The sequence below is a fragment of the Pseudomonas veronii genome, from assembly GCF_001439695.1.
Lineage (GTDB): Bacteria > Pseudomonadota > Gammaproteobacteria > Pseudomonadales > Pseudomonadaceae > Aquipseudomonas > Aquipseudomonas veronii.
Genome location: NZ_JYLL01000005.1, coordinates 284823 through 305749, shown reverse-complemented (window position 1 = coordinate 305749; position 20927 = coordinate 284823). Strand labels below are relative to the sequence as shown.

Below are 20927 nucleotides of genomic sequence, written 5' to 3'. Positions count from 1 at the left end.
TCGACTTGCGAAGCGCAAATACCCGCGCCCGAACAGGCCTATCCGTATCGATGTTCATGGCTTACACCCTGTGCGAATCACCCCGACGTCGGCCGCTCGAATGCGCTATCGGCCAAGGTATCCGGCGTGCAACGCAGGTCGCCGATCATCAGCACATCGTTTTCACTGCGGGCCTTGCTCGGGTCGAGGCGGAACTGACAGAGCAACTGGTTGCCCCGGCGCACTTCCAGGGTGGGCGAGCCGGCGTTCATTTCCATCGAGAAGAACCCGTCGACCTCGCTGACGCCACGGCTGGCATGGTTGATCACGTGATGCCCCTTGAGCGGGCGGCCCTGCGGGTCGAGCAGGCGACCGAGCACGGTGACGGTTTTCATCACGCGGATCTTGCGGTAGTCCACCCCGCCCTTGTTGATGTGGTAGGCGCTGCGCGGCGGCTGGATGTTCGCCGCCGGCGGGTGGTTGCCGTCGAAGTCGAACGCCACCGAGCCGGTCCGGTAGGCGGTGAGCGGCACGAAGTTGCGCCCCGGCCGCAGCGCGGTGCTGCCACCGCTGAGGTCGTCGGCGCGCAGGGTGATGTCGTCGAGGTCGGTTTCCACATCGACGATCATGCCCGCGCCGTCGCCGTGGTACTGGCTGGTCAGGGCCACCTTCTGGCCGCCGACGGCGAAGGTGCTGTGCAGGTTGAGGCCGCCGGTGAGGTTGCCGTTGAAGGAAGAGCGCTGGGCAAACGCATCGCCGGCGAGCATGTCGCCGTGGAAGCTGGTCATGCCGGACAGGCCGACGCCGTAGGTGTCGGTCAGCACGGTGGCCGAGACGTTCTGCAGCACATGGCCGCTGAGGTCTTTGCGGTAGGTCAGCGAGCCATTGTTGTCACGTTTGCCGTCGCGCGAGGTGCGCGAGCCGATGCTGCCCGACCACTGCTCGCCCGGCCCACCGAGGGCCAGGTTGAGGGTCAGGTCGACGCCACGGTTGCGCCGGTCGCCGGTGCTGCGGCTGGCGGGGCGGTCGAACAGCGACAGGCGCCAATTGGCATCGCTGCCGAACAACCGGTCGTGCTTGCTCCAACCCAGGTCCAGGCCGACGCCCTCGACGTTGCCCTGGCTGTGGGACAGGCGTGCATTGAGCGAATGCTGGTTGATCAGGCGGTGATTGATCGACAGCGACGAGGTACTGGTCTGGCCGACGAAGGTTTGCCGGGTGCGCAGCCGCGTGCCGTCGGGCAGCGTGTCGTAGGTGTTGCGGGTGTCCAGCCAACTGCGGTTGTGGCTGGCGATCACGCTGCCGGCGCCATAACTGTAGAGGCCTTGCACGTCCATGCCGGTGCCGTGGTCCTGGGTCTGGTAGACGTTGGCGTACAGGCTCGCCTGGGTCGCCAGCGTCCAGTCGATGGAAGCGCCGTATTGCATGCGCTCCTGCACCTGGCGCCCGGACAAGCCGACGATCACACGCGGGTGCAGCAAATAATTGAGCGAAGCGCCGGCGGTCATGTCGCCTTTGTCGCGTTGCTCCCAGTTGTTGAACAAGGTGCTTTCGCGGCCGGCGAACACGTTGTAGCGCCAGCGCTCGTCATGGTTGCGCCAGTTGTTGGGCTTGTACACCAACTCCTGGGTGGTGGCAGTGACCTGGCCGTCCTCGACCAGGCGCACTTCCACTTCATAAATGCCACCGGGCAACGGCCGCGTATCGATGCTCTGCAAACCGGCGGCCACCGCCTGGGTGTTGATCAGCAGGCCGTTGCGGTAAATCTCCACCGAGCCCTGGCGGTTGGAGGTGACGTAGATCGGGTACACGCTGGGCTTGGGGTTGTTGATAGCCAGGCTGTCGGAACTGCCGAGCATCACACCCACGGCGATATCCGGCGCGGCGCCGAACGCGCGCGGCTGGCGATTGAGCCCCTCGGAGGTGGGCGTGAAATAGCCCAGGCGCAGGAACTGGCCTTCGAATTCGCGCTGGGCGTACAGCGAATACAGTGCGTGATAAAGCTGGGTGTCCGGCCCGCCGAGGCGTGCCAGTTGCAGGTTGAGCGCATGGCTCCAGTTCCCCAGGCTGCTGCTGGCTTCAACCCCGAAACGTCCGCCGAGTTCCTGCGCTTGGCCGCCGTTGAGGTTCAACTGGTTGCTGACAATCAAGCCCGTGCTGCCGTCCTGGGGCTGGTGGTAATAACGCTGATGATCGGTGTCGTGCTCGGCGTTCTCCGTGAGGATCGAGACCAGCGAGTTTTCCAGGTTGTAATGCACCGCCAACATCTTCTCCGGGCAGGTTTGCGTGCAACTTCCCAGGGCCGCGCCTTGTTGCAGGTAGTGGCTCCAGGTATCGCGCTCAGCGGGTTGTATCGGGCTGTCGCTGATATCGGTAAAGTCCAGCAGCGTGAGGCGGTCATCGCGCGAAAGTATCACCATCGCCTCGCCCAGAAAGACTTCGTCGCGTTCGATACGCACGGCCAGGGGCACATCAAAAAAATGCTCTTCGAATTCGCTCGGCAAACCTTTCGCCTGAGCCAGTAAACTGCGTGGCGTATAACTGTTATCAGCCGCCGCCCAGGCAGCCGAACAGGCAAGCAGGGCCAGCGCCGCCGCGATGGGTTTCATCGGGAACATGAACTTAATACTCTATGGCGAACTGCAAACCATCTGGAAACCGCCCGCAGGCGAACACAACCTGCGGGCGGTGGGTGTGATCGATAAGGCGCGGCCTTATCGCGTGCCGGGTGCTTAGAAAGCGGTGCGCGGCACGTTGTCGAAGATCACGGTGGCGACGCTGGTGTAGAGACCGGTCTGGGTGTCCGCCGGCTTGGCGGCCTTGATGGTCATCATTTTTTGCAGGCCGGGGTTGGACTCTGCGTCGGCGGCCACTTCTTGCGGGCTACCGGTCAGGGCCACGGTGCCCAGGGTGATGGTCAGCGGGATCGAGTCCGTGCCGTTGGTGAGCGCCGCCGGGCCGTCCTGCAGGTAGGCGTCGATCGAGCCACCGGTGTTTTTCAGGGTGAACATCGAGGACAGCGTGCTCAGTTCGCCGGTCACAGTGTTGTAGGTCATGATTTCGTCGCGACCGAAGTTGGGGTCCAGGGGCTGGGCGTGGAACTGCTTGGTAGGGATGTCGGCCTTGATGTTGATCGTGGTGCTTGCATCGTTGGCGGCCATGGCAGCCGAAGAACCCAATACCGCAACAGCCAGCGGGAGCAGAACAGCAAACTTCTTGATCATGCTTGAATACCTAGTAGTCATTTAAAGGAAGGCGGTTAACTAAAAAGCAAGTCAAGACTCACTTCCAACTAACAGCGCGGCGCAATGTTCATTGTTTGGCTGAACATTCAACGCCGGGAAATATTCGACCAATGCGCTTTAAAAGTAAGCAGGCAAGCTCCGAGAAACATGCAGGCCAATAGGCCATTACGCTGGAGGAAGAAATGCAATAAATACGATTTTTAAAAAAACGACTGTAAGACGTTAATGACACACAGATAATTCAATAAAAGCAGTACAGTTATCAGGAGACACTTAACGCACAACTTCACATCTGTAGTATTGGAACTACACGAGGGCATCACTCTACGCCTTCAACGGCCACCGCCTAGATTGACGACGGTGTTATTGACGTAGGATCTGGACTTTTCCACCCCCCTGCCCGCGCCGGCAGGGGGGGTCAGGTTTACTGGACGTGGGTGAGTTTCACCACCTGATCGAGGGCCGAGAGCAGCCGTTCGAACGCGCTGAACCGCTCGTCCTTCAGTTCTGCCCAGCGCTCGATGAAGAAGCGGCCTTGATCGTCGATCTGCACCGGCGTGGAAAGGATCTCGCCGCTGCGCGAGTGATGCACCAGATTCACTTCATGGAGTGAAAGCTGCTCGACCATGAACTGCCCCGGTCGCGTCAAGCGTGAACGATCGGCGGGAACATAGGCGCGAGGAGGACGCATGCCAGGGACGCCGACAGCCAGGGTGAAGTCGCTGCGGATCGCCGTCAGCCGGTTGGGGTACAACGACGATCCGTAGGCGACGGTCCATTGCAGCCCTGAGCGCAGCTCGCTGGCCGTGCCCGCCGGTACATCTGAGAGCCGCAGGCTGATCGCCCCTTGCGTCTGGGCCACCCCCGCAATCCCTTCGACCGAATGCACATGGGCATTGCCCATGTGCGCCACCCACCTGTGCGCGCCCTCGGCAGCCTGGTCTTGACGGATGACCTCGCCGGCAAAGAAGTTGAACATCGCAATGCGCGACGTCTGCGGCGCGCTCATGCCCTTGGTGTGGTAGCTCGATACGCAATCCAATGCGCGGATGCGCAGGCCGTGTTTGCCTGCCACTTCCACGACGCTGGTGTAGGTGTGCGGCCCGCGGTACTCGGGCATGTGGCCCCGGTCGAGGGTCCACAGGCGGTCTTTGAGCGCTGGGGGCAATACGCCCGTGCGCTGGAAGGTATCCAGGTCGGCCTGGTGCAGGTCGGTGAACAGGTGCTCCATGTACAGGGTTTTGACGCCTTGCTGCTTGAGCGCCTTCATCTGATCGATCAGCAGCGCCTTGCTCGATTGCTCGACGTGGCTCTCGCAGACAATCAGCCCCCGAGCGTGTTGGTAGCTTTGCGCGATAAAGTCGGCGGGCGTGGTGTTCGCCGGCAGGTCCGGCAACGTCGGCCTGGGGGGCAGTTCAGGGGTTTTGAAGAACGCCTGCGCCGCTGTGTTCAGGCGCTCGCGGGTCTTGCGGAAGGCGCTTTCGGCAGCGGCGATTTTCGGGTTGAGCGACCCATAACGGGTGTCGAACGCATGCGCGCCTTTGCCCATTTCATGCAGCTCGGGGACGAACCGCGAGTCGATGTCGAACTCGCTGTACGCGCTTGCGCGGCCAGGCGCGGTGACGAATGCCGGGGGCGCCGTGTAGGCGGTTTGCAGGGTCAGCTTGAAGTCGGCTTTGGCCGCCGGGTCGTCGACGATCGCGCCGGGCGTATCGTTCCAGATGCCCACCGGTTGGCCGGGGGCGACGTCTTCGACGCGCACACTCAGGGTCTTTTGCAGGTCGGCCAGGCCCGGGGTCTGGGTGTGCGTGTTGAGACGGCGGCTGTCGACCAGGGCGACCCACCCTTCGCCGGGTTTTGCGCCGATGTCGGCCTCGATCAGCGTGTGGGAGTAGAAGTTTCGCTGGGCGTTGGGCCGAGGGCTGACCAGCGCGCCGTTTTTCAGGTTGAAGGCTTTGTCCACCTCGTAGCCGGTAGACGCGTCCAGCCCACAGACGGCGATGTTTTGCCGGCGCGCCGCAAGGATCAGGGCGCGATAGGAATGCGGCGAGTCGTTGGCGATCCCCAGGGCTGTCTCGACTTTTTTCAGGTACTCGCTGATGTGCCGGTAGCTGCCGCCGGCGTTGAACTTGTCCAGTTTGCCCCGGAACAGGTCGGCCGGCAGGTACTCGATGTACAGGCGCCGCACGCCCTGCTCGTAGAGGGTGTGCATATTGTCGATCAGCAGCTGTTTGGCGGCGAGCGAGCCAGGCACGGCGCCCACCACCAAGCCGGGGTTTTCCTTGAAGGCGCTTTCCAGGATGTGCCGATGGCTCGCGCTGGCTTCGAAGGCCAGTACATCGGCCCTGGGAACGATGGGATTGAGCTGGGCGAAGAACGTGTCGGCATCGCCGCGCAACTGCAGGTAGGCGTGCAGGTAAGGGGCCTGGAGCGGGGCCATTTCATAGGTCAGCAGGCTGTCGCGGGTGCCCTCGCCCAACAACTCATCGACGCTGGAGGTGTTGCGAAACTCCACGCTCAGAACGCTTTCGTAGTCTTTGGCCAGCTCCGGCGGAACCTCATAGCGCTGCAACGCGTGGGGGCTTGGCGCGGGGCGTTTCGGCGCCCCGCCGGTGAGGCCCGAGCGCACCCAGCGGCCCTCGGCGTTCTGGTTGACCAGGCGTGCGGTCGACACGAGTTTGCCGTTCACCGGGTCCTGGCGAAACAGCAGATAGCGGCCCAGGGCATCGGGGGTTTTGCCCGCCCACAACGGCCGGCCCTCGAACCACACCGCCTGCATACCGGCGAGCGTGGGGCTCGGCGGCTGCAGTTGTTGGATCAACGCCATGGCCTGGCGCGGCGCTGCTGGGCGCATGAGGTGGCGCATCGGCCGGAGCAGCGGGCCGATGGACTTGAGTGCCGGGCGCAGGTCGGTGAACACCGCGCCGAGGCTGTTGCTCAGGTAGCCGACGAAGTGTTGCAGCGCCGCATCGGTGTCGCCCTGGTTGTAGGCGTGCAGGGCCAGCATGCCGTCCTTGAGCGCCAGCAGCAGGCCCAGGCTCAGGCTCAACACCGGGAACGGTGCGGTCGCAATGGCGATCAGCGGTTCGAGGCAACTCCAGACCAGGCCCATGATCATGTCGGTGCGATTGACCGTGGTGGCGGCAACGTCGTCGATCTTGCGTTGCAGCTTCATGTCGTGCAGCAGGTGACGCAGGTCGAGCACGGGCGGCACGCGCTCGATCGCGTCGTAGCGCGCCAGGCTCAGGTCGGTGCTGTTGAGGTCTGCGGGCAGGCCGGCCTGGGCGGTTTGCAGAAAACGCCGGACGCGCACCCGGGACTGCACACCGACGCGGGCGCTGAAGTAATCGAGCATGCCGTCGACTTTTTTCAGCAGGTAGTTGAACAGCCGGGCTTCGCGCAAGAACACGCCGTCCGGCGCCTGCGGTGTATAGAGCAACACCGGATTCGCGCCGTGGCTGAACAGCAAGGTGTCGATCACCCAGTCGCCGTCGATCATCAGGCGATGCACGTTGTAGGTGCTGCGCGTCTCGACCGAGGTGTCGTCCAGGCTCTTGATGGCGCGTTCAAACCAATCCAGATCGACCTGGGCGATATGGCCTTTGAGGCGCGATTCGAGCGCCGCGCTGTGCAACTGCAACTGGTTGATCGCCAGCGTTGCGTCGCGGCGCAGGGCATAACCGGGGCTGGCCGGGTTTTGCAGTTTGGCCTGGACTTCATCGGCGTAGCGCTGGCCGATCCATACGCCGCGGACCGAAAGCGCGACGTTGCGCGGCGTGAGCTTGCTCAGGTCGACCCCGGCCGGGCCCATGAAGGTGGCGACGGTGTCGAACCTGGCGTCGAGAAACCCCAGCGAATCCTCATAACCATCGCGATACAGGCGGGTGTAGGACACCGACGCGGGGCGCGTCAACGCCGGGAAGTCTTTGGGGTAATGCACCCACACCGTATCGGGGTCGACATCGTTTTGCCGCTGGCGCCCCAGCAGGGCGTTGAGCTGCGTCTTGGCCTGGGCATGCAGGAAGCGCTCGAAGCTGATGAAGCGGGCGTCGGATAACGGGTTTTGCGCATAGGTGTTCGCCGCGCCTTCGGCGTTTTCCGCCAGTTGAGTCAGTTGTCGACGCTGGGCCTCGGTGGCGGCCCGGTACCACGTCGGGGTGCCCCAGTGGTAATCGTCGGTCTGCACCTCCAGCAGTTGGGCGCGCAGGGCCTTGAGGCAATCGGCGTGGTCGGCCGCCTGGCTGAAGGTGACGTGGCGATATTCCTGGCGCGCCGGAATGAAGCCCAGGCCAGCCATGAACGTTTCCAGACCCGCACGGGACTTGAGGGCGACTTGCCCCAGCAGATAAGCGCGCATGGTTTCGTCCGCGCACCAGCCGAGGATATGCGCCTGGCAGCCGGTTTCCGTGTCGAACCCATGAAACTGCTGGGCCTGCGGCGCTTCGGGGGTACACAGCAGCAAGCGCTGGATCGCGCCCTGCTCGTCGCGCTCGCGCAGCAGCCAGAGGTCCTTGAGCACACAGCCATTGAGCGCAACGCTGCTCGCGTGCAGTTGCGCGTCGGTGCCGCGACGCAGGCGGGTAACGCGTTGATAGTCGGCCTCGGTGATGTGGTTTTGCAGCGTAGCCGTGTAGGCCAGGGCATTGATGCGGCGGTCGAGCATCTGTTCGATGGCGGCGTGGATCTGCGGCTTGGCGTAGTACTCGCGGCGCACGGCCTCAAACTCCGCACGCGGTTTGAGGCTGTCGAGCAGGCTGACCAGATAGGCCGGGGTCAGGTCTTGATAGCGCTCGGGCAGTGGCGCGTCGGCATACGTGAGGGTGGTATTGAGCAAAAACGCCGAGCCGGGCAGTTCGTCGCCGGTGTGCAGGCCGCGCAGCGCCAGCGCGGTCAGGTTGTGTTTCTGCTCGTAGGCGCCGACCCTGGCCACACTGCGGCGCGTGCGGACTTGCAGGCGGTCGGGGTCCAGGTCGGTGATTTCCAGGTCAGCGGCCAGTTGTTCGAGCAACTGATAGCGCGCCAGGGCCTGCGGCGAGGCGGCATGGCCGAACAGGTTCAGCAGGGCTTGGCGGGCCTCGTCGTACTCGCTCAGCTGCCGCGCCAGGGCCTCGCGCTGGTGGCTCGGCGCGTTGCGATACCAGGCCGGGGCGCTGTGCTCCAGGCAACGGTCGAGCAGGCGCTGGGCGCGCAATTCCAGGCGCGGGCTGAGGTCGGGCAAGGCCGCGCGAATCGCGTCGTCCAACTCGGCAAGCAGCTGTCGGGCGCTATGGTCGGGGTTGGCGTCCAGGCTCAAGGCCCAATCGATATCCAGCGCGCGTTTGGCCAGCCTGGCGTCGTAGGTGTGTTCGCACAGCGGTTCGCTGTTGATGGGGACCAACTGCAGCGGCCAGACGCCCATGACGGACAGCCCCCAGTACCGGCGCGGCAGCAGGCTCATGAACTCCTTGCGCCAACTGCCGACCGCCATCGTCTCGCGCAGTCGGCGGTTCATCTCGGCCAGCGAGCTGAACGACTCGAAGCCGCGGGCCGGCGTGAACAGCACGACGTAGCCGGCATCGTCGGCCGGGGTCAGCTGCGCGACCACGGGGGTGTTTTTTTCGGTCAACACAAAGGCCCCGGCGAACTCGATCGTCTGGGCTCGATAGCTGAAAGTCAGCGCATAGATGCCCGGTCGAAAGCTCGGCCCGAGCCCCAGGTTCTGCACCAGACGGGCCTCTTCACGATGCAGCAGAGAGTCCTGGATGTTGAGCCTGGCTTCGAGTTCCAACGCGACCAGGCCGGCGTCGTTGGCCATGAACGTGCGCAGGCTTTGGCCGCCCAACACCCCGGTTTCGTCCAGTTTCTGCAAGTGCGCCGTGAGGTCGCGCTTGAGCGTCGCCAGCCGTTGCTTGCCCTCGTCACTTTGCAGGTCGGCCTGCGCCACATCGGCATACAGCGCACGACAGCGGTCGAAGTGAGCGCGCGCGTGCGCCGTGAGCGTCTGGTTGAGTTTTTCAAGCTGTTGTAACTCGACGGGGAGCGGCCGCTTGGACAGTAACGGGGTGTCGGTTTCGAGCAACTGGTGACCGATCTGATGCAGATAACCGCGTATTTCCAAGGAGGTTGGCGAGTAAGGGGGAGAAATCAATGTGCTCATCGCACTGGCTCCATGCACATGGGAAGAGCCATCAGCATGCTGGGCGCATCACGCGGGACGGTGGTAGTTAAGTAGGCCGCGACCGTTGGTCGACTGATCTTGAACAGTCTAAAGATATATCTTAAGTTATATCTTAACCAAAACGGAGAGACCCAAAATGAGAGAGCATCATCCCCATTCCCACGGCGACGGCCGCGACGGCTTCGAAAAACGCCCTGGCCGTGAACGCGGCGGTCGCGGCCCACGCGTGTTCGCCCCCGGCGACCTGAAGTTGCTGTTGCTGGCGCTGATCGCCGAGCAGCCGTGCCACGGCTACGACCTGATCCGCCAGATCGAAGGCCTGTTCGACGGCGCCTACAGCCCCAGCCCCGGCGTGATCTACCCGACCCTGACCTTCCTTGAAGAAAGCGAATTGATCAGCGGCGATGCCGAAGGCGGAAAAAAACGCTACACCATCACCGACGCCGGTCGTCTTTCTTTAAGTGAGCAGGCGATTGCACTGGAAGGCGTGCGAATGCGTATCGACGTGAGCAAACGCTCGCTGCGCGGCCATGATCGCCCGCCCGAAATCCACGAGGCGGTGCATAACCTGCGTCATGCCTTGCAACTGCACCACGGACGCTGGAGCGCCGAAGAAATCGCGCGGGTCGCCACGCTGCTCAACAGCACCGCACAAGCCATCGTCGACGGCCCGGCCGTTCAAGCTGTCCAGGGGGAAAATCAATGAATACGCCCGTCATCCATCGCGTCAGCCACGAGATCAAACGCCGTCGCCTCGACGTGCTGCGGGTGGTCGATATCACCCCGCGCATGCGCCGCATCACCCTCGGCGGCCCCGAACTGGCGGGGTTTGTCAGCCTGGGCAGTGACGATCACATCAAGCTGATGTTCCCGCAGAACGCCGCCGAGCAAGCCGCGCTGCAAAGCCCGACCTTCAGCATCAAGGGCGATGGCCCGCAGCCGGCCATGCGCGACTACACGCCACGGCGTTTCGACCTGAGCCTCGGCGAGTTGGACATCGACTTCGTGCTGCACGGCGACGGCCCCGCCTCCACCTGGGCCGAGCAGGCTCAAGTCGGCCAGCACCTGTACATCGGCGGCCCACGGGGCTCGATGATCGTGCCGGACATCTTCGACAGCTACCTGCTGATCGGCGACGAAACCGCCCTGCCCGCCATCGCCCGCCGCCTCGAAGAACTGCCGGCCGGGCGCACGGTGCTGGCGGTGATCGAAATCGCCGATGCGGCGGAACGGCAAGCACTGCAAAGCGCGGCCGAGGTGGAAGTGATTTGGGTGGTGCGCGGCCAGGCCGACCTGCTCGACACCGTGCGCGCACTGACGCTGCCGAGCGGTGCGCTGTACACCTTCGTCGCGATGGAAACCAAGCTGTCGCGCCAGGTGCGCCGGGTGCTGCTGGATACGCACAAGGTCGATGAAGCGTTCCTCAAGGCCGTCGGCTACTGGCGCGCCGAGGGCAGTGAGGAAGAATGAGTCATCCGTGGGGTTTGATGCTTTTATCCAACCCCACCACCGCCAGAGCAATCAGCACGAACCCCGCCAGAATCCCCCCGGCATTCACGAACACCTGTGGATAACCGAGGGTGCCGACGTCGAAAAACGGGTACTGGTATTGCCCGAGCAAATCCCCGCGCAGCAGCACATAGGCGAAGTACACCAACGGGTACAACACCCACAGGCCAATGTGTTTGCACTGCAACGTGCCCTTGGGCACACAGCGCCACCAGTAGACGACAAACAGCAGCGGCATCACGTCGTGCAGCAATTCGTCGGCGATGAACTGGAACCCTTCGGGCTGCCACAGGTGCCGCAGCAGCAGGTTATAGGCCAGGCTCACCAGCACGATGCTGGCGACAATCGCGCTGCTGACCCTGGGCGCCAGGAAAAACCGCTTCGCCGCTGAATCACGATCAACCACGGCGTAGCTCAGCACCACCACCACCAGGGTGTTGGTCAACACGGTGAAGAAGCTGAAGAAGTTGACCAGACCGCCCAACAGGCTGGCGCCCGTCGACCAGCGCGAATAGAAAATCAGGTATTGCTGAATCGCCAACCCCACCCAACCGGCCAGGGCCGCCGCCGTCACACAGCGTTTCATGGGCTCAGTCCAACGGGCGTTTGGTACGCATCAGTTTCACGTACAGCCCTTCGACTTTCTCCCGCGCCCACGGGGTTTTGCGCAGGAACGTCAGGCTCGACTTGATGCTCGGGTCGCTCTTGAAACAGCGGACATCGATGCGCTCGGCCAGACCGCTCCATTCGTAGTGTTCCACCAGGGTGGTGAGGACGTGTTGCAGAGTCACGCCGTGAAGCGGGTCGTTGCTTGTCGCGGTCATGCCAGGCCTTTTGCAAAAAGAGGAAATACAGCCGCGCACCTTAGCCGACGGGGCGAACAGGTGGAAGCACCGCATTGAATATAGCCCCTGGGGAAAAGTTGCCATTTTCAGGGCAAAAAGAGATGTTATATTGTAACGATAGTTATCAACCGTAAGCTGTTCGTTACCGTTTGCCGCCTTCTCTTTTTGTCGTTTGCCAAGGAATGTCCGATGTCCCTCTCCTCTGCCTGGCGCTTGTCGCCCCTCGCCGCCGCCCTGCTGATCTGCTCCGAAGCCCATGCGCTGGAACTGCAACCCCAAGTCATCACCGCCAACCCCCTGGGCAGCGCGCAACTGGCTTCGCCGACCACCGTGCTGGAAGGCGATGAGCTGACCCTGCAGCAAAAAGGCAGCCTCGGCGAAACCCTGAACAAGCAACCGGGCGTGTCGTCGTCCTACTTCGGCCCGGGCGCCAGCCGACCGATCATCCGCGGCCAGGATGGCGACCGCATTCGCCTGCTGCGCAACGGCGTGGGCGCGCTGGATGCGTCGTCGCTGTCCTACGACCACGCCGTGCCGCTGGACCCGGTCAACGTCGACCGCATCGAAATCGTGCGCGGCCCGGCGGCCCTGTTGTACGGCGGCAGCGCCATCGGCGGGGTGGTCAACACCTTCGACAATCGCATCCCCACCGAAGCCATCGAAGGCATCCACGGCGCTGGCGAATTACGCTACGGCGGCGCCGACACCACGCGCAGCAGCGCGGGCAAACTCGAAGCCGGCAACGGCACCTTCGCCCTGCACCTGGACGCGAATGCGCGGGAATTCAACGACCTCAAAATCCCGGGCCAAGCCCGCAGCCGCCACGCTCCGGAAGCCGAAGACGGCCCCGGCAAAAACGGCCGCCTGGGCAACAGCGATGGGCGCCAGGACGGCGGTGCGCTGGGCGGTTCCTACACCTGGGACGACGGTTATGCCGGGCTGTCCTACAGCACCTACGACAGCAACTACGGCTCACCCGCCGAACAGGCTGTGCGGATCCGCATGAAGCAGGACCACTACGCGTTTGCCTCCGAGGTACGCAACCTGCAGGGCCCGTTCACCTCGGTGAAACTCGACGCCGGCTACACCGACTACGAGCACCGCGAAATCGAAGGCGGCGAAACCGGCACGATCTTCAAGAACAAAGGCTATGAAGCCCGGGTTGAAGCGCGCCACCAGCCGCTCGGCCCCTTCGACGGCGTGGTCGGCGCACAAGTGACCCGCAACGAGTTCTCGGCCCTCGGCGAAGAAGCCTTCGTGCCGCAGACCGACACCAACGCCGGCGCGCTGTTCATCCTCGAAGAAATGCAGGCCACCGAGCGCCTGAAACTCAGCCTCGGCGGGCGCCTGGAGCACACCAGCGTCGACCCGGACAGCAAAGGCAACGCGCGCTTCGCCAATGCCGACAAGACCAACGACTTCACCGCCGGCAGCCTGTCGTCCGGCGCGGTGTACACCCTCACGCCGATCTGGTCGCTGGCCGCAACCCTGGGCTACACCGAACGCGCGCCGACCTTCTACGAGCTGTACGCCAACGGCGCTCACGTCGCCACCGGCACCTACGAGTTGGGCAACGCCAACCTGAAGAAAGAAAAAGCCGTATCCAGCGACCTCGCACTGCGCTTTGACAACGGCACGCACAAGGGCAGCTTCGGCGTGTTCTACAGCCGTTTCTCCAACTACATCGGCCTGCTGGGCACAGGTCGCACATTGAACGACGAAGGTGAAGAAGACGCCGGCGGCATCCCCGAATACGAATACTCAGGAGTGCGTGCCCGTTTCGCCGGCTTTGAAGCCCAGGATCACTGGAAGCTCGGCGAAGGCGCCTACGGCAAGTTCGCACTGGAACTGTCGGGCGACTACACCCGCGCCACCAACCTCGACACCGGCGAAGCCCTGCCGCGCATCGCACCGCTGCGCCTGAACAGCGGCTTGCTGTGGGAACTGGACCGCTGGCAAGCGCGCATCGACATCGAACACGCCGCCGGACAAGGCCGTGTGCCCTCCAACGAAAGCGGCACCGACGGCTACACCACGCTGGGCGCCAGCGCCGGCTATCGCTTCAACGTCGGCGGCAGCCAGTGGCTGGCATTCGTCAATGGCGAAAACCTGACCAACCAAACCGTGCGCTACGCCAGCTCGATCCTGCGCGACATCGCCCCGGCAGCAGGCAGAAGCGTACAAGTGGGCCTGCGCACCACCTTCTAACTATCCAAAAAGAACCGCCCCACGATGCAAAGCGAGGCTCTTGATCCGCTTTCGATCCAAAGCCCCCCACAATGCAAAGCGAGGCTCTTGATCCGCTTTTGATCCAAAGCACCCCACAATGCGAAGCGAGGCTCTTGACCTGCTTTTGATCCAAAGCACTCCACAATGCAAAGCGAGGCTCTTGATCCGCTTTTGATCCAAAGCACTCCACAATGCGAAGCGAGGCTCTTGATCCGCTTTTGATCCAAAGCACTCCACAATGCGAAGCGAGGCTCTTGATCCGCTTTTGATCCAAAGCACTCCACAATGCGAAGCGAGGCTCTTGATCTTGATCTGAGGCGCCCCGTTAAACCACGCTGGCCGAACGCAGGCTTGAATCCGTGGGCAACCCGGCAGGACGCCGGGTTAGCCGTCCTGGGCCAGGGATGGCCCATGACGGCGGCCCACGGATTCAAGCCGGAGTGAGGGCACACCGAGCACTAGCGAGGTGCCGAGTGGTGGGGCAAGAGCCCTTTGGTTACTTTGGGGCTTTTCCAAAGTGACCCGCCGTAAGGGCGGAACCCATAGCCGCCGTTACCGAAGAAACGGATATGCCCCCTCCCCCAAGGCCATCCACCAGCCCCCTAACAACAACCCCACCCCCTCATCCCACAGCGACATTCTGTCACTGTTACCAAATCCGAAATAATGCATCTTGCGATTTTCACTTTCTCTCAACGCCCCACCGCATTATCCTTGGCGGCAATAACCTGAAACGATTCACTCTCGGTCAACCCCAACCTACCGAACACCCCTCGCCACAAAGACAGCGCTGTCTCACACCCGACCGCGCCTAAAAATAAATCACCCCCCTGTGGATACCCCCCGCTATCCCCAGGAAAAACCGACTCACGCTGAACCAAGCCCGTGCCAAATCGTCATCTACAGTGAAGACACACGGGGACACATAATTCCAACGTCACGGAGAAACACACTATGAGCACTGATGGTGCCTCAAGCCCAAGCCGCCTACTGCCCAGGCTGCTAGGCGTCTTGCTGCTGATCATGGGCCTGGCCTTACTGGCCGGCGGTATCAAGCTGAGCCTGCTCGGCGGGTCGCTGTACTACCTGCTGGCCGGCATCGGCATCACCCTGACCGGCCTTCTGCTGCTGGCCACCCGCCGCGCCGCGCTGGGCCTATACGCACTGGTACTGTTCGCCAGTACCGTGTGGGCACTGTGGGAAGTCGGCCTGGACTGGTGGCAGTTGGTACCGCGCCTGGCACTGCTGTTCGCCCTGGGCATCGTCATGCTACTCCCATGGTTTCGCCGTCCGTTGCTGCGTGGCCAATCGGCACCGCTGGGCACCGGCGCGCTGAGCGTGGCCGTGGTCCTGGCCGGCGCTGCCGCCGTGGCCAGCCAATTCACCCACCCGGGTGAAATCAAAGGCCAACTGGACCGCGACGCAGTACCGGGCATGGCCAGCGCCGCGCCGACCCAGGCCGATGGCGACTGGAATTCCTACGGCCGTTCGGCCTACGGCGATCGCTACTCGCCTCTGGCGCAGATCACCCCGGAAAACGCCCACAAACTGGTTCCAGCGTGGACCTACCGCACCGGCGACATCCCAGGCCCGAACGACCCGGGCGAGACCACCGCGGAAAACACCCCGCTGAAAGTCAACGGCATGCTCTACGTGTGTACCCCGCACAGCCAGGTGATTGCCCTGGACCCGGATACCGGCAAGGAAATCTGGCGTTTCGACCCGAAGATCAGCACCGAAGGTGCCGCAAACTTCAAGGGTTGGGCGCACATGACCTGCCGTGGCGTGTCGTATCACGATGACGCCGCCTACGCCTCCGAACAGAGCCCGACCGGCAGCGCCAGCCCGGCTGCCGCGCCGAACGCCTGCCCGAAACGCATCTTCGTGCCGACCGCCGACACCCGCCTGATCGCCCTGAACGCCGACACCGGCAAGATGTGCGAAGACTTCGGCGACAAAGGCCAGGTCGACCTGCGTGCCAATATCGGCAGCTTCGCCCCAGGCGGTTACTACTCCACTTCGCCACCGGCGGTGACCAAAAACCTGGTGGTGATCGGCGGTCACGTCACCGATAACGTCTCCACCGACGAGCCCAGCGGCGTGATCCGCGCGTTCGACGTCCACACCGGCAAGCTGGTGTGGAACTGGGACAGCGGCAACCCAGACGACACCACCCCGTTGGCCGAAGGCAAGACCTACACCCGCAACTCGCCGAACATGTGGTCCATGTTCTCTGTGGATGAAAAACTCGGCATGCTCTACCTGCCGATGGGCAACCAGATGCCCGACCAATACGGCGGCGACCGTACCGAAGACTCGGAAAAATACAGCGCCGGCCTGACCGCCCTGGACATCGACAGCGGCCACGTGAAGTGGACCTTCCAGTTCACCCACCATGACCTGTGGGACATGGACGTGGGCGGCCAGCCTTCGCTGATCGACATCAAGACCGAAGCCGGCGTGAAACAAGCGGTGATGGCGTCGACCAAACAAGGCAGCATCTACGTGCTGGACCGCGCCACCGGCCAACCGGTGGTGCCGATCCACGAAGTGGCCGTGCCGCAAGGCGCAGTCGCGGGCGATCACACCGCGCCGACGCAACCGAAGTCTGATCTGAACTTCATGCCACCGCCGCTCAAAGAGCGCGACATGTGGGGCGTGACCCCGTTCGACCAGATGCTGTGCCGCATCGATTTCAAATCCATGCGCTACGACGGTGCGTTCACCCCGCCTTCGCTGCAAGGTTCGATCGTTTATCCGGGTAACTTCGGCGTGTTCGACTGGGGTGGCATTTCCGTCGACCCGGTGCGCCAGATCGCGTTCGTGAACCCGAACTACATGGCGTTCAAATCGAAACTGATCCCGGCCGCCGACATTGCCAAGCAAGGCCCGCGCATCAGCGAAACCCAAGGCGTGCAGCCGAACAAAGGCGCGCCCTACGGCGTGATCCTCGAAGCGATGCTGTCGCCGATGGGCCTGCCGTGCCAGGCACCGGCGTGGGGTTATGTGGCGGCGGTCGACCTGACCACCCACAAAACCATCTGGATGCACAAGAACGGCACCGTGCGCGACAGCTCGCCGGTTCCGCTCCCGCTGACCATGGGCGTGCCTAGCCTGGGCGGCACTTTCACCACCGCCGGTGGCGTGTCCTTCCTCAGCGGCACCCTCGACCAGTACCTGCGTGCCTATGACGTGAAAAACGGCAAGCAACTGTGGGAAGGTCGCCTGCCAGCCGGTGCGCAAACCACACCGATGACCTACACCGGCAAGGACGGCAAGCAATACGTGCTGGTCATGGCCGGCGGTCACGGCTCCCTGGGCACCAAGCAGGGTGACTATGTGATGGCGTTCAAACTGCCGGATTAAGCAAAACCTGCAGCAAAACAAAGGCGGCTACCCTCACAGGTAGCCGCCTTTTTTGGTTGGCATCAGCCTCGCGCGCGCATGAAATCCCCCCAGCGCCGCACCAGGTAGTTGTGTTCATCCATCACCGAATTCCACACCGCGATATGCCCCATGCGCTGTTCATAGGAGCCGCCGTCGCGCACTTCGCCGATATCGATCAGCGGCAGGCCGTCGCTGCCCGGTAACTCTTCGCGCGCGGGCTTGCCGGCGTACCAGTAGTCCCATTCGGCGCTGGTCAAATGATCGCGGCTGCGTGCCGGGTTGCCGATGTAGTAACCCTGGCGTGCCATCACCGCGCCCGGCCAGCCGGACAACCACCAATTGAGGTACGCATAAGCCGCGTCGAGCACCGGGCCCTGGGCATGGCGCGACAACGACAGGCCGCCGAACCAGGCGCGATAGCCTTCACGCGGCACCGCCAGGCGGTACTTCACCCCGGCGCGATGCAGGCGCATCAGGGTCGGCGACCACAGGCTCTGGATATCGATGTTCGGGCTTAGCATCAATTGCGCGGCTTCTTCATCGTCGGACCAGAACGCCGCGAAGTGCCCTTCCTTCTGCTTGCGCACCAGGATATCGGCGAGCACGTCGATCTCTTCGATGCTCATGTTGCCGATGTCCCTGAACCTCGCCAGCCCGGCGCCCTGCACCGCCAACGCGGCATCGAGCGCGCCGATGGCCGCGTCACTTTGCAACGCGGTGCGCGCGCGCAACAGCGGGTCGAGCAGCCAGCCCCAGCTTTCGTTGCTGCGGCTGAACGCCTCGGGCAGGCGCTCGGGGCGGTAGGCGAAGCTGTCGGCGTTGTGGGTCAGCGGCAACATGCTGATGCGTTCGGTGACCGTGCTGCCGAGGCTACCATCGTGCTGCACAAACAGCCGCTCGCTGGGCACGCTGCCACTGCCCAGGCGGTCGCTGGGCGACAGGCGACCGCGCTTGGGCAGGTCGTTGATCTCGTGCCACAAGGCGATGCGCCGCGTGTCGATGGGTTGGATCGCGCGGGCGGGCCATACGAAGTCGACGTTGTGGAACCACTGGTCGTACAGGTCGTAGCTGTCGGGCTGCATCACGGCGATGCGCTGGGCCTGTTCGACGTCATGCACCTGGTACACCAGGCGAATGCCCAGTTCCTGTTCGGCCCGCACGCGCAAGCATTCGAGCAAGGTCACCGACGTACCGAGGACTCTTAAGGTGATCATGCCGCGAACCGCCGTGAAAACGCCTCAAACGAGCGGCGCAGCAGCACCGGGTCGAGGCCGCGCAGGATAAACACCAGGCGCGATTGGCGGTCGCTGCCCGGCCACGCTGGCAGGTGGACCGGCGCATGCAGGCAGTGCTGCACACCATGAATGACGATGGGGGCCGAGCTTGCGTTCACGTTGAGCAGTCCTTTGACGCGAAGGATTCGTTCGCCATGGCATCTTAACAGCATCGACAACCACACTCCGAAACCGACCCAATCCAGCGGCCGGTCGAAGCTCAGGCAGCAGACTTGCGCGGCGCCGTGGCGGGCGGTGGTGGTCCGGTGCAGTTGCCAGCGCCTGACTTCGGCGGCCGGTTCGGCGCTGCGCAGACCTGCGCCGAGCAGCAGTTGATCGCCGCTGTGGATGTCGCGGCTATCAAGGATCGGCGTGCCCGCGTTCAGCGCCTGCAGGTGCAGGCGCAGCGGTGCGCAGTCGTCCACAAGGTCGGTCTTGCTCAGCAGCAAGCGATCCGCCGCCGCCACCTGGGCCAGCCATTCCGGGTGCAGGCGTTCCTGCAGGGCCGCGTGGCTGGCGTCGACCAGGGTGATGACCAGGCCGATATGAACACGCCCGCGCAGTTGCACGTCGTTGTTGAGGGTCGCGAGGATCGGCGCCGGGTCGGCCAGGCCGGTGGTTTCCAGGATCACCCGCTTGAAGGCCGGGATCTCGCCGCGCTCGCGGCGTTGCAACAGGCTGAGCAATGCGTCTTTGAGTTCGCCGCGAATCGAGCAGCACACGCAGCCGCCGGGCAGCAGCACCGTGTCCGGCGCGACCTCTTCCACCAGCAGGTGGTCGATGCCGACGTCGCCGAACTCATTGATCAGCAGCGCCGTGTCGCCGAGGCTTTCGCCCTGCAGCAGGCGCGTGAGCAAGCTGGTCTTGCCACTGCCGAGGAAGCCGGTGATGACGTTGAGGGCAATACCCATATGTTACCTCCGCCCCTTGTAGGAGCGAGCTTGCTCGCGAAAATCATCAACGATGACGCGGGCATCCTGGATGCACGCGGCGCTCTCGGGCTTTTCGCGAGCAAGCTCGCTCCTACAGGGGGCATTCCAAGTGATCGAGTAGTTGCGGGTCGAGGGGGTCCAGCTGGCGCCCGAGCATGGTTTCGGCCGCTTGCCAGAGTTGATCCAGGCCGATATGAACACGCCCGCGCAGTTGCACGTCGTTGTTGAGGGTCGCGAGGATCGGCGCCGGGTCGGCCAGGCCGGTGGTTTCCAGGATCACCCGCTTGAAGGCCACCTCTTCCACCAGCAGGTGGTCGATGCCGACGTCGCCGAACTCATTGATCAGCAGCGCCGTGTCGCCAAGGCTCTCGCCCTGCAGCAGGCGCGTGAGCAAGCTGGTCTTGCCGCTGCCGAGGAAGCCGGTGATGACGTTGAGGGCAATACTCATATGTTACCTCCGCCCCTTGTAGGAGCGAGCTTGCTCGCGAAAATCGTCAACGATGACGCGGGCATCCTGGATGCACGCGGCGTTCTCGGGCTTTTCGCGAGCAAGCTCGCTCCTACAGGGGGCATTCCAAGTGATCGAGTAGTTGCGGGTCGAGGGGATCCAACTGGCGCCCGAGCATGGTTTCGGCCGCTTGCCAGAGTTGATCCAGGCCGATATGAACACGCCCGCGCAGTTGCACGTCGTTGTTGAGGGTCGCGAGGATCGGCGCCGCAGGCTGAGCAATGCGTCTTTGAGTTCGCCGCGAATCGAGCAGCACACGCAGCCGCCGGGCAGCAGCACCGTGTCCGGCGCCACCTCTTCCACCAGCAGGTGGTCGATGCCGACGTCGCCGAACTCATTGATCAGCAGCGCCGTGTCGCCAAGGCTCTCGCCCTGCAGCAGGCGCGTGAGCAAGCTGGTCTTGCCACTGCCGAGGAAGCCGGTGATGACGTTGAGGGCAATACTCATATGTTACCTCCGCCCCTTGTAGGAGCGAGCTTGCTCGCGAAAATCGTCAACGATGACGCGGGCATCCTGGATACACGCGGCGTTCTCGGGCTTTTCGCGAGCAAGCTCGCTCCTACAGGGGGCATTCCAAGTGATCGAGTAGTTGCGGGTCGAGGGGGTCCAGCTGGCGCCCGAGCATGGTTTCGGCCGCTTGCCAGAGTTGATCCAGGCCGCTGGCCAACGCCTGCTTGCCGGTCGCGCCGAGCAGCAGGTACGACGCGCCCTGGAAGTCTTCGACCTTGAGCCGGAACACCGCCAGCACCTGGTTGATCGCGGCGATCCGGCGCAGGCGTTCGCGGCGCCGGGGCAACTCGTCGCCCAGGGGGTCGCTCCAGTGCAGGTCTTCGCCGAGCAGCCCGCAGAGTCCGCACATGGC

Annotated in this window: 12 protein-coding genes and 2 pseudogenes; 4 read left to right on the top strand and 10 right to left on the bottom strand. The window is 63.5% G+C overall.

Annotated elements, in window-relative coordinates; translation table 11 throughout:
• Nucleotides 1-77: 77 nt before the first annotated feature.
• From TU80_RS09335 to TU80_RS09325, 3 genes are all read right to left on the bottom strand, one after another.
• The gene (locus TU80_RS09335) at nt 78-2597 is read right to left on the bottom strand and encodes a TcfC E-set like domain-containing protein (RefSeq protein ID WP_057004321.1); all 2520 of its coding nucleotides are present in this window, start codon (nt 2595-2597) and stop codon (nt 78-80) included.
• 114 nt (nt 2598-2711) lie between these two features.
• Entirely contained in the window at nt 2712-3203 is a 492-nt protein-coding gene (locus TU80_RS09330; protein WP_046384572.1) for a CS1 type fimbrial major subunit, read from the bottom strand.
• Between the two features lie 445 nt (nt 3204-3648).
• Entirely contained in the window at nt 3649-9360 is a 5712-nt protein-coding gene (locus tag TU80_RS09325) for a membrane-targeted effector domain-containing toxin (RefSeq protein WP_057004320.1), read from the bottom strand.
• Nucleotides 9361-9517: 157 nt separating this feature from the next.
• Between TU80_RS09325 and TU80_RS09320 the strand changes: the two genes are divergently transcribed.
• Nucleotides 9518-10087 carry a PadR family transcriptional regulator gene (locus TU80_RS09320; RefSeq protein ID WP_017844567.1) on the top strand — a complete coding sequence of 190 codons (570 nt, stop codon included), beginning with the start codon at nt 9518-9520 and terminating at the stop codon, nt 10085-10087.
• Nucleotides 10084-10851 (top strand): siderophore-interacting protein, encoded by a 768-nt coding sequence (locus tag TU80_RS09315; RefSeq protein WP_057004319.1) that lies wholly within the window; start codon nt 10084-10086, stop codon nt 10849-10851. The genes TU80_RS09320 and TU80_RS09315 overlap by 4 nt, the downstream gene beginning before the upstream one ends.
• 1 nt (nt 10852) lies before the next feature.
• Here the strand turns inward: TU80_RS09315 and TU80_RS09310 are convergent, their stop codons facing one another.
• Together TU80_RS09310 and TU80_RS09305 are read right to left on the bottom strand one after the other, a co-directional pair.
• A complete protein-coding gene (locus TU80_RS09310) occupies nt 10853-11476 on the bottom strand; it encodes a Pr6Pr family membrane protein (RefSeq protein ID WP_017844565.1) in 624 nt (207 codons plus the stop codon).
• Between the two features lie 4 nt (nt 11477-11480).
• On the bottom strand, nt 11481-11714 hold the full coding sequence (locus TU80_RS09305; protein WP_010212838.1) for a VF530 family protein: 234 nt from the start codon (nt 11712-11714) through the stop codon (nt 11481-11483).
• Nucleotides 11715-11924: 210 nt separating this feature from the next.
• Between TU80_RS09305 and TU80_RS09300 the strand changes: the two genes are divergently transcribed.
• Nucleotides 11925-13943, top strand: coding sequence for a TonB-dependent receptor (locus TU80_RS09300; RefSeq protein ID WP_046384575.1), 2019 nt, complete (start codon nt 11925-11927; stop codon nt 13941-13943).
• Between the two features lie 975 nt (nt 13944-14918).
• Nucleotides 14919-17330 (top strand): glucose/quinate/shikimate family membrane-bound PQQ-dependent dehydrogenase, encoded by a 2412-nt coding sequence (locus TU80_RS09295; protein WP_046384576.1) that lies wholly within the window; start codon nt 14919-14921, stop codon nt 17328-17330.
• 62 nt (nt 17331-17392) lie between these two features.
• Here the strand turns inward: TU80_RS09295 and TU80_RS09290 are convergent, their stop codons facing one another.
• From TU80_RS09290 to TU80_RS09270, 5 genes and pseudogenes are all read right to left on the bottom strand, one after another.
• Nucleotides 17393-18565: an ABC transporter substrate-binding protein gene (locus TU80_RS09290; RefSeq protein ID WP_026139746.1), complete on the bottom strand. Its 1173-nt coding sequence runs from the start codon at nt 18563-18565 to the stop codon at nt 17393-17395.
• On the bottom strand, nt 18562-19536 hold the full coding sequence (locus TU80_RS09285; protein WP_057004318.1) for a CobW family GTP-binding protein: 975 nt from the start codon (nt 19534-19536) through the stop codon (nt 18562-18564). The genes TU80_RS09290 and TU80_RS09285 overlap by 4 nt, the downstream gene beginning before the upstream one ends.
• A 154-nt stretch (nt 19537-19690) precedes the next feature.
• Nucleotides 19691-20005: pseudogene (locus TU80_RS09280) on the bottom strand (GTP-binding protein); the annotation flags it as partial.
• 154 nt (nt 20006-20159) lie between these two features.
• Nucleotides 20160-20512: pseudogene (locus tag TU80_RS09275) on the bottom strand (GTP-binding protein); the annotation flags it as partial.
• A 112-nt stretch (nt 20513-20624) separates the two neighbouring features.
• Nucleotides 20625-20924, bottom strand: coding sequence for a hypothetical protein (locus TU80_RS09270; RefSeq protein ID WP_017844560.1), 300 nt, complete (start codon nt 20922-20924; stop codon nt 20625-20627).
• Between the last annotated feature and the right edge of the window lie 3 nt (nt 20925-20927).

Coding starts and splice junctions, on each gene's coding strand:
- TU80_RS09325 (WP_057004320.1), bottom strand. CDS start 9,360: ATGAGCACATTGATTTCTCCCCCTTACTCGCCAACCTCCTTGGAAATA.
- TU80_RS09270 (WP_017844560.1), bottom strand. CDS start 20,924: ATGTGCGGACTCTGCGGGCTGCTCGGCGAAGACCTGCACTGGAGCGAC.
- TU80_RS09320 (WP_017844567.1), top strand. CDS start 9,518: ATGAGAGAGCATCATCCCCATTCCCACGGCGACGGCCGCGACGGCTTC.
- TU80_RS09295 (WP_046384576.1), top strand. CDS start 14,919: ATGAGCACTGATGGTGCCTCAAGCCCAAGCCGCCTACTGCCCAGGCTG.
- TU80_RS09335 (WP_057004321.1), bottom strand. CDS start 2,597: ATGTTCCCGATGAAACCCATCGCGGCGGCGCTGGCCCTGCTTGCCTGT.
- TU80_RS09290 (WP_026139746.1), bottom strand. CDS start 18,565: ATGATCACCTTAAGAGTCCTCGGTACGTCGGTGACCTTGCTCGAATGC.
- TU80_RS09285 (WP_057004318.1), bottom strand. CDS start 19,536: ATGGGTATTGCCCTCAACGTCATCACCGGCTTCCTCGGCAGTGGCAAG.
- TU80_RS09315 (WP_057004319.1), top strand. CDS start 10,084: ATGAATACGCCCGTCATCCATCGCGTCAGCCACGAGATCAAACGCCGT.
- TU80_RS09330 (WP_046384572.1), bottom strand. CDS start 3,203: ATGATCAAGAAGTTTGCTGTTCTGCTCCCGCTGGCTGTTGCGGTATTG.
- TU80_RS09305 (WP_010212838.1), bottom strand. CDS start 11,714: ATGACCGCGACAAGCAACGACCCGCTTCACGGCGTGACTCTGCAACAC.
- TU80_RS09310 (WP_017844565.1), bottom strand. CDS start 11,476: ATGAAACGCTGTGTGACGGCGGCGGCCCTGGCCGGTTGGGTGGGGTTG.
- TU80_RS09300 (WP_046384575.1), top strand. CDS start 11,925: ATGTCCCTCTCCTCTGCCTGGCGCTTGTCGCCCCTCGCCGCCGCCCTG.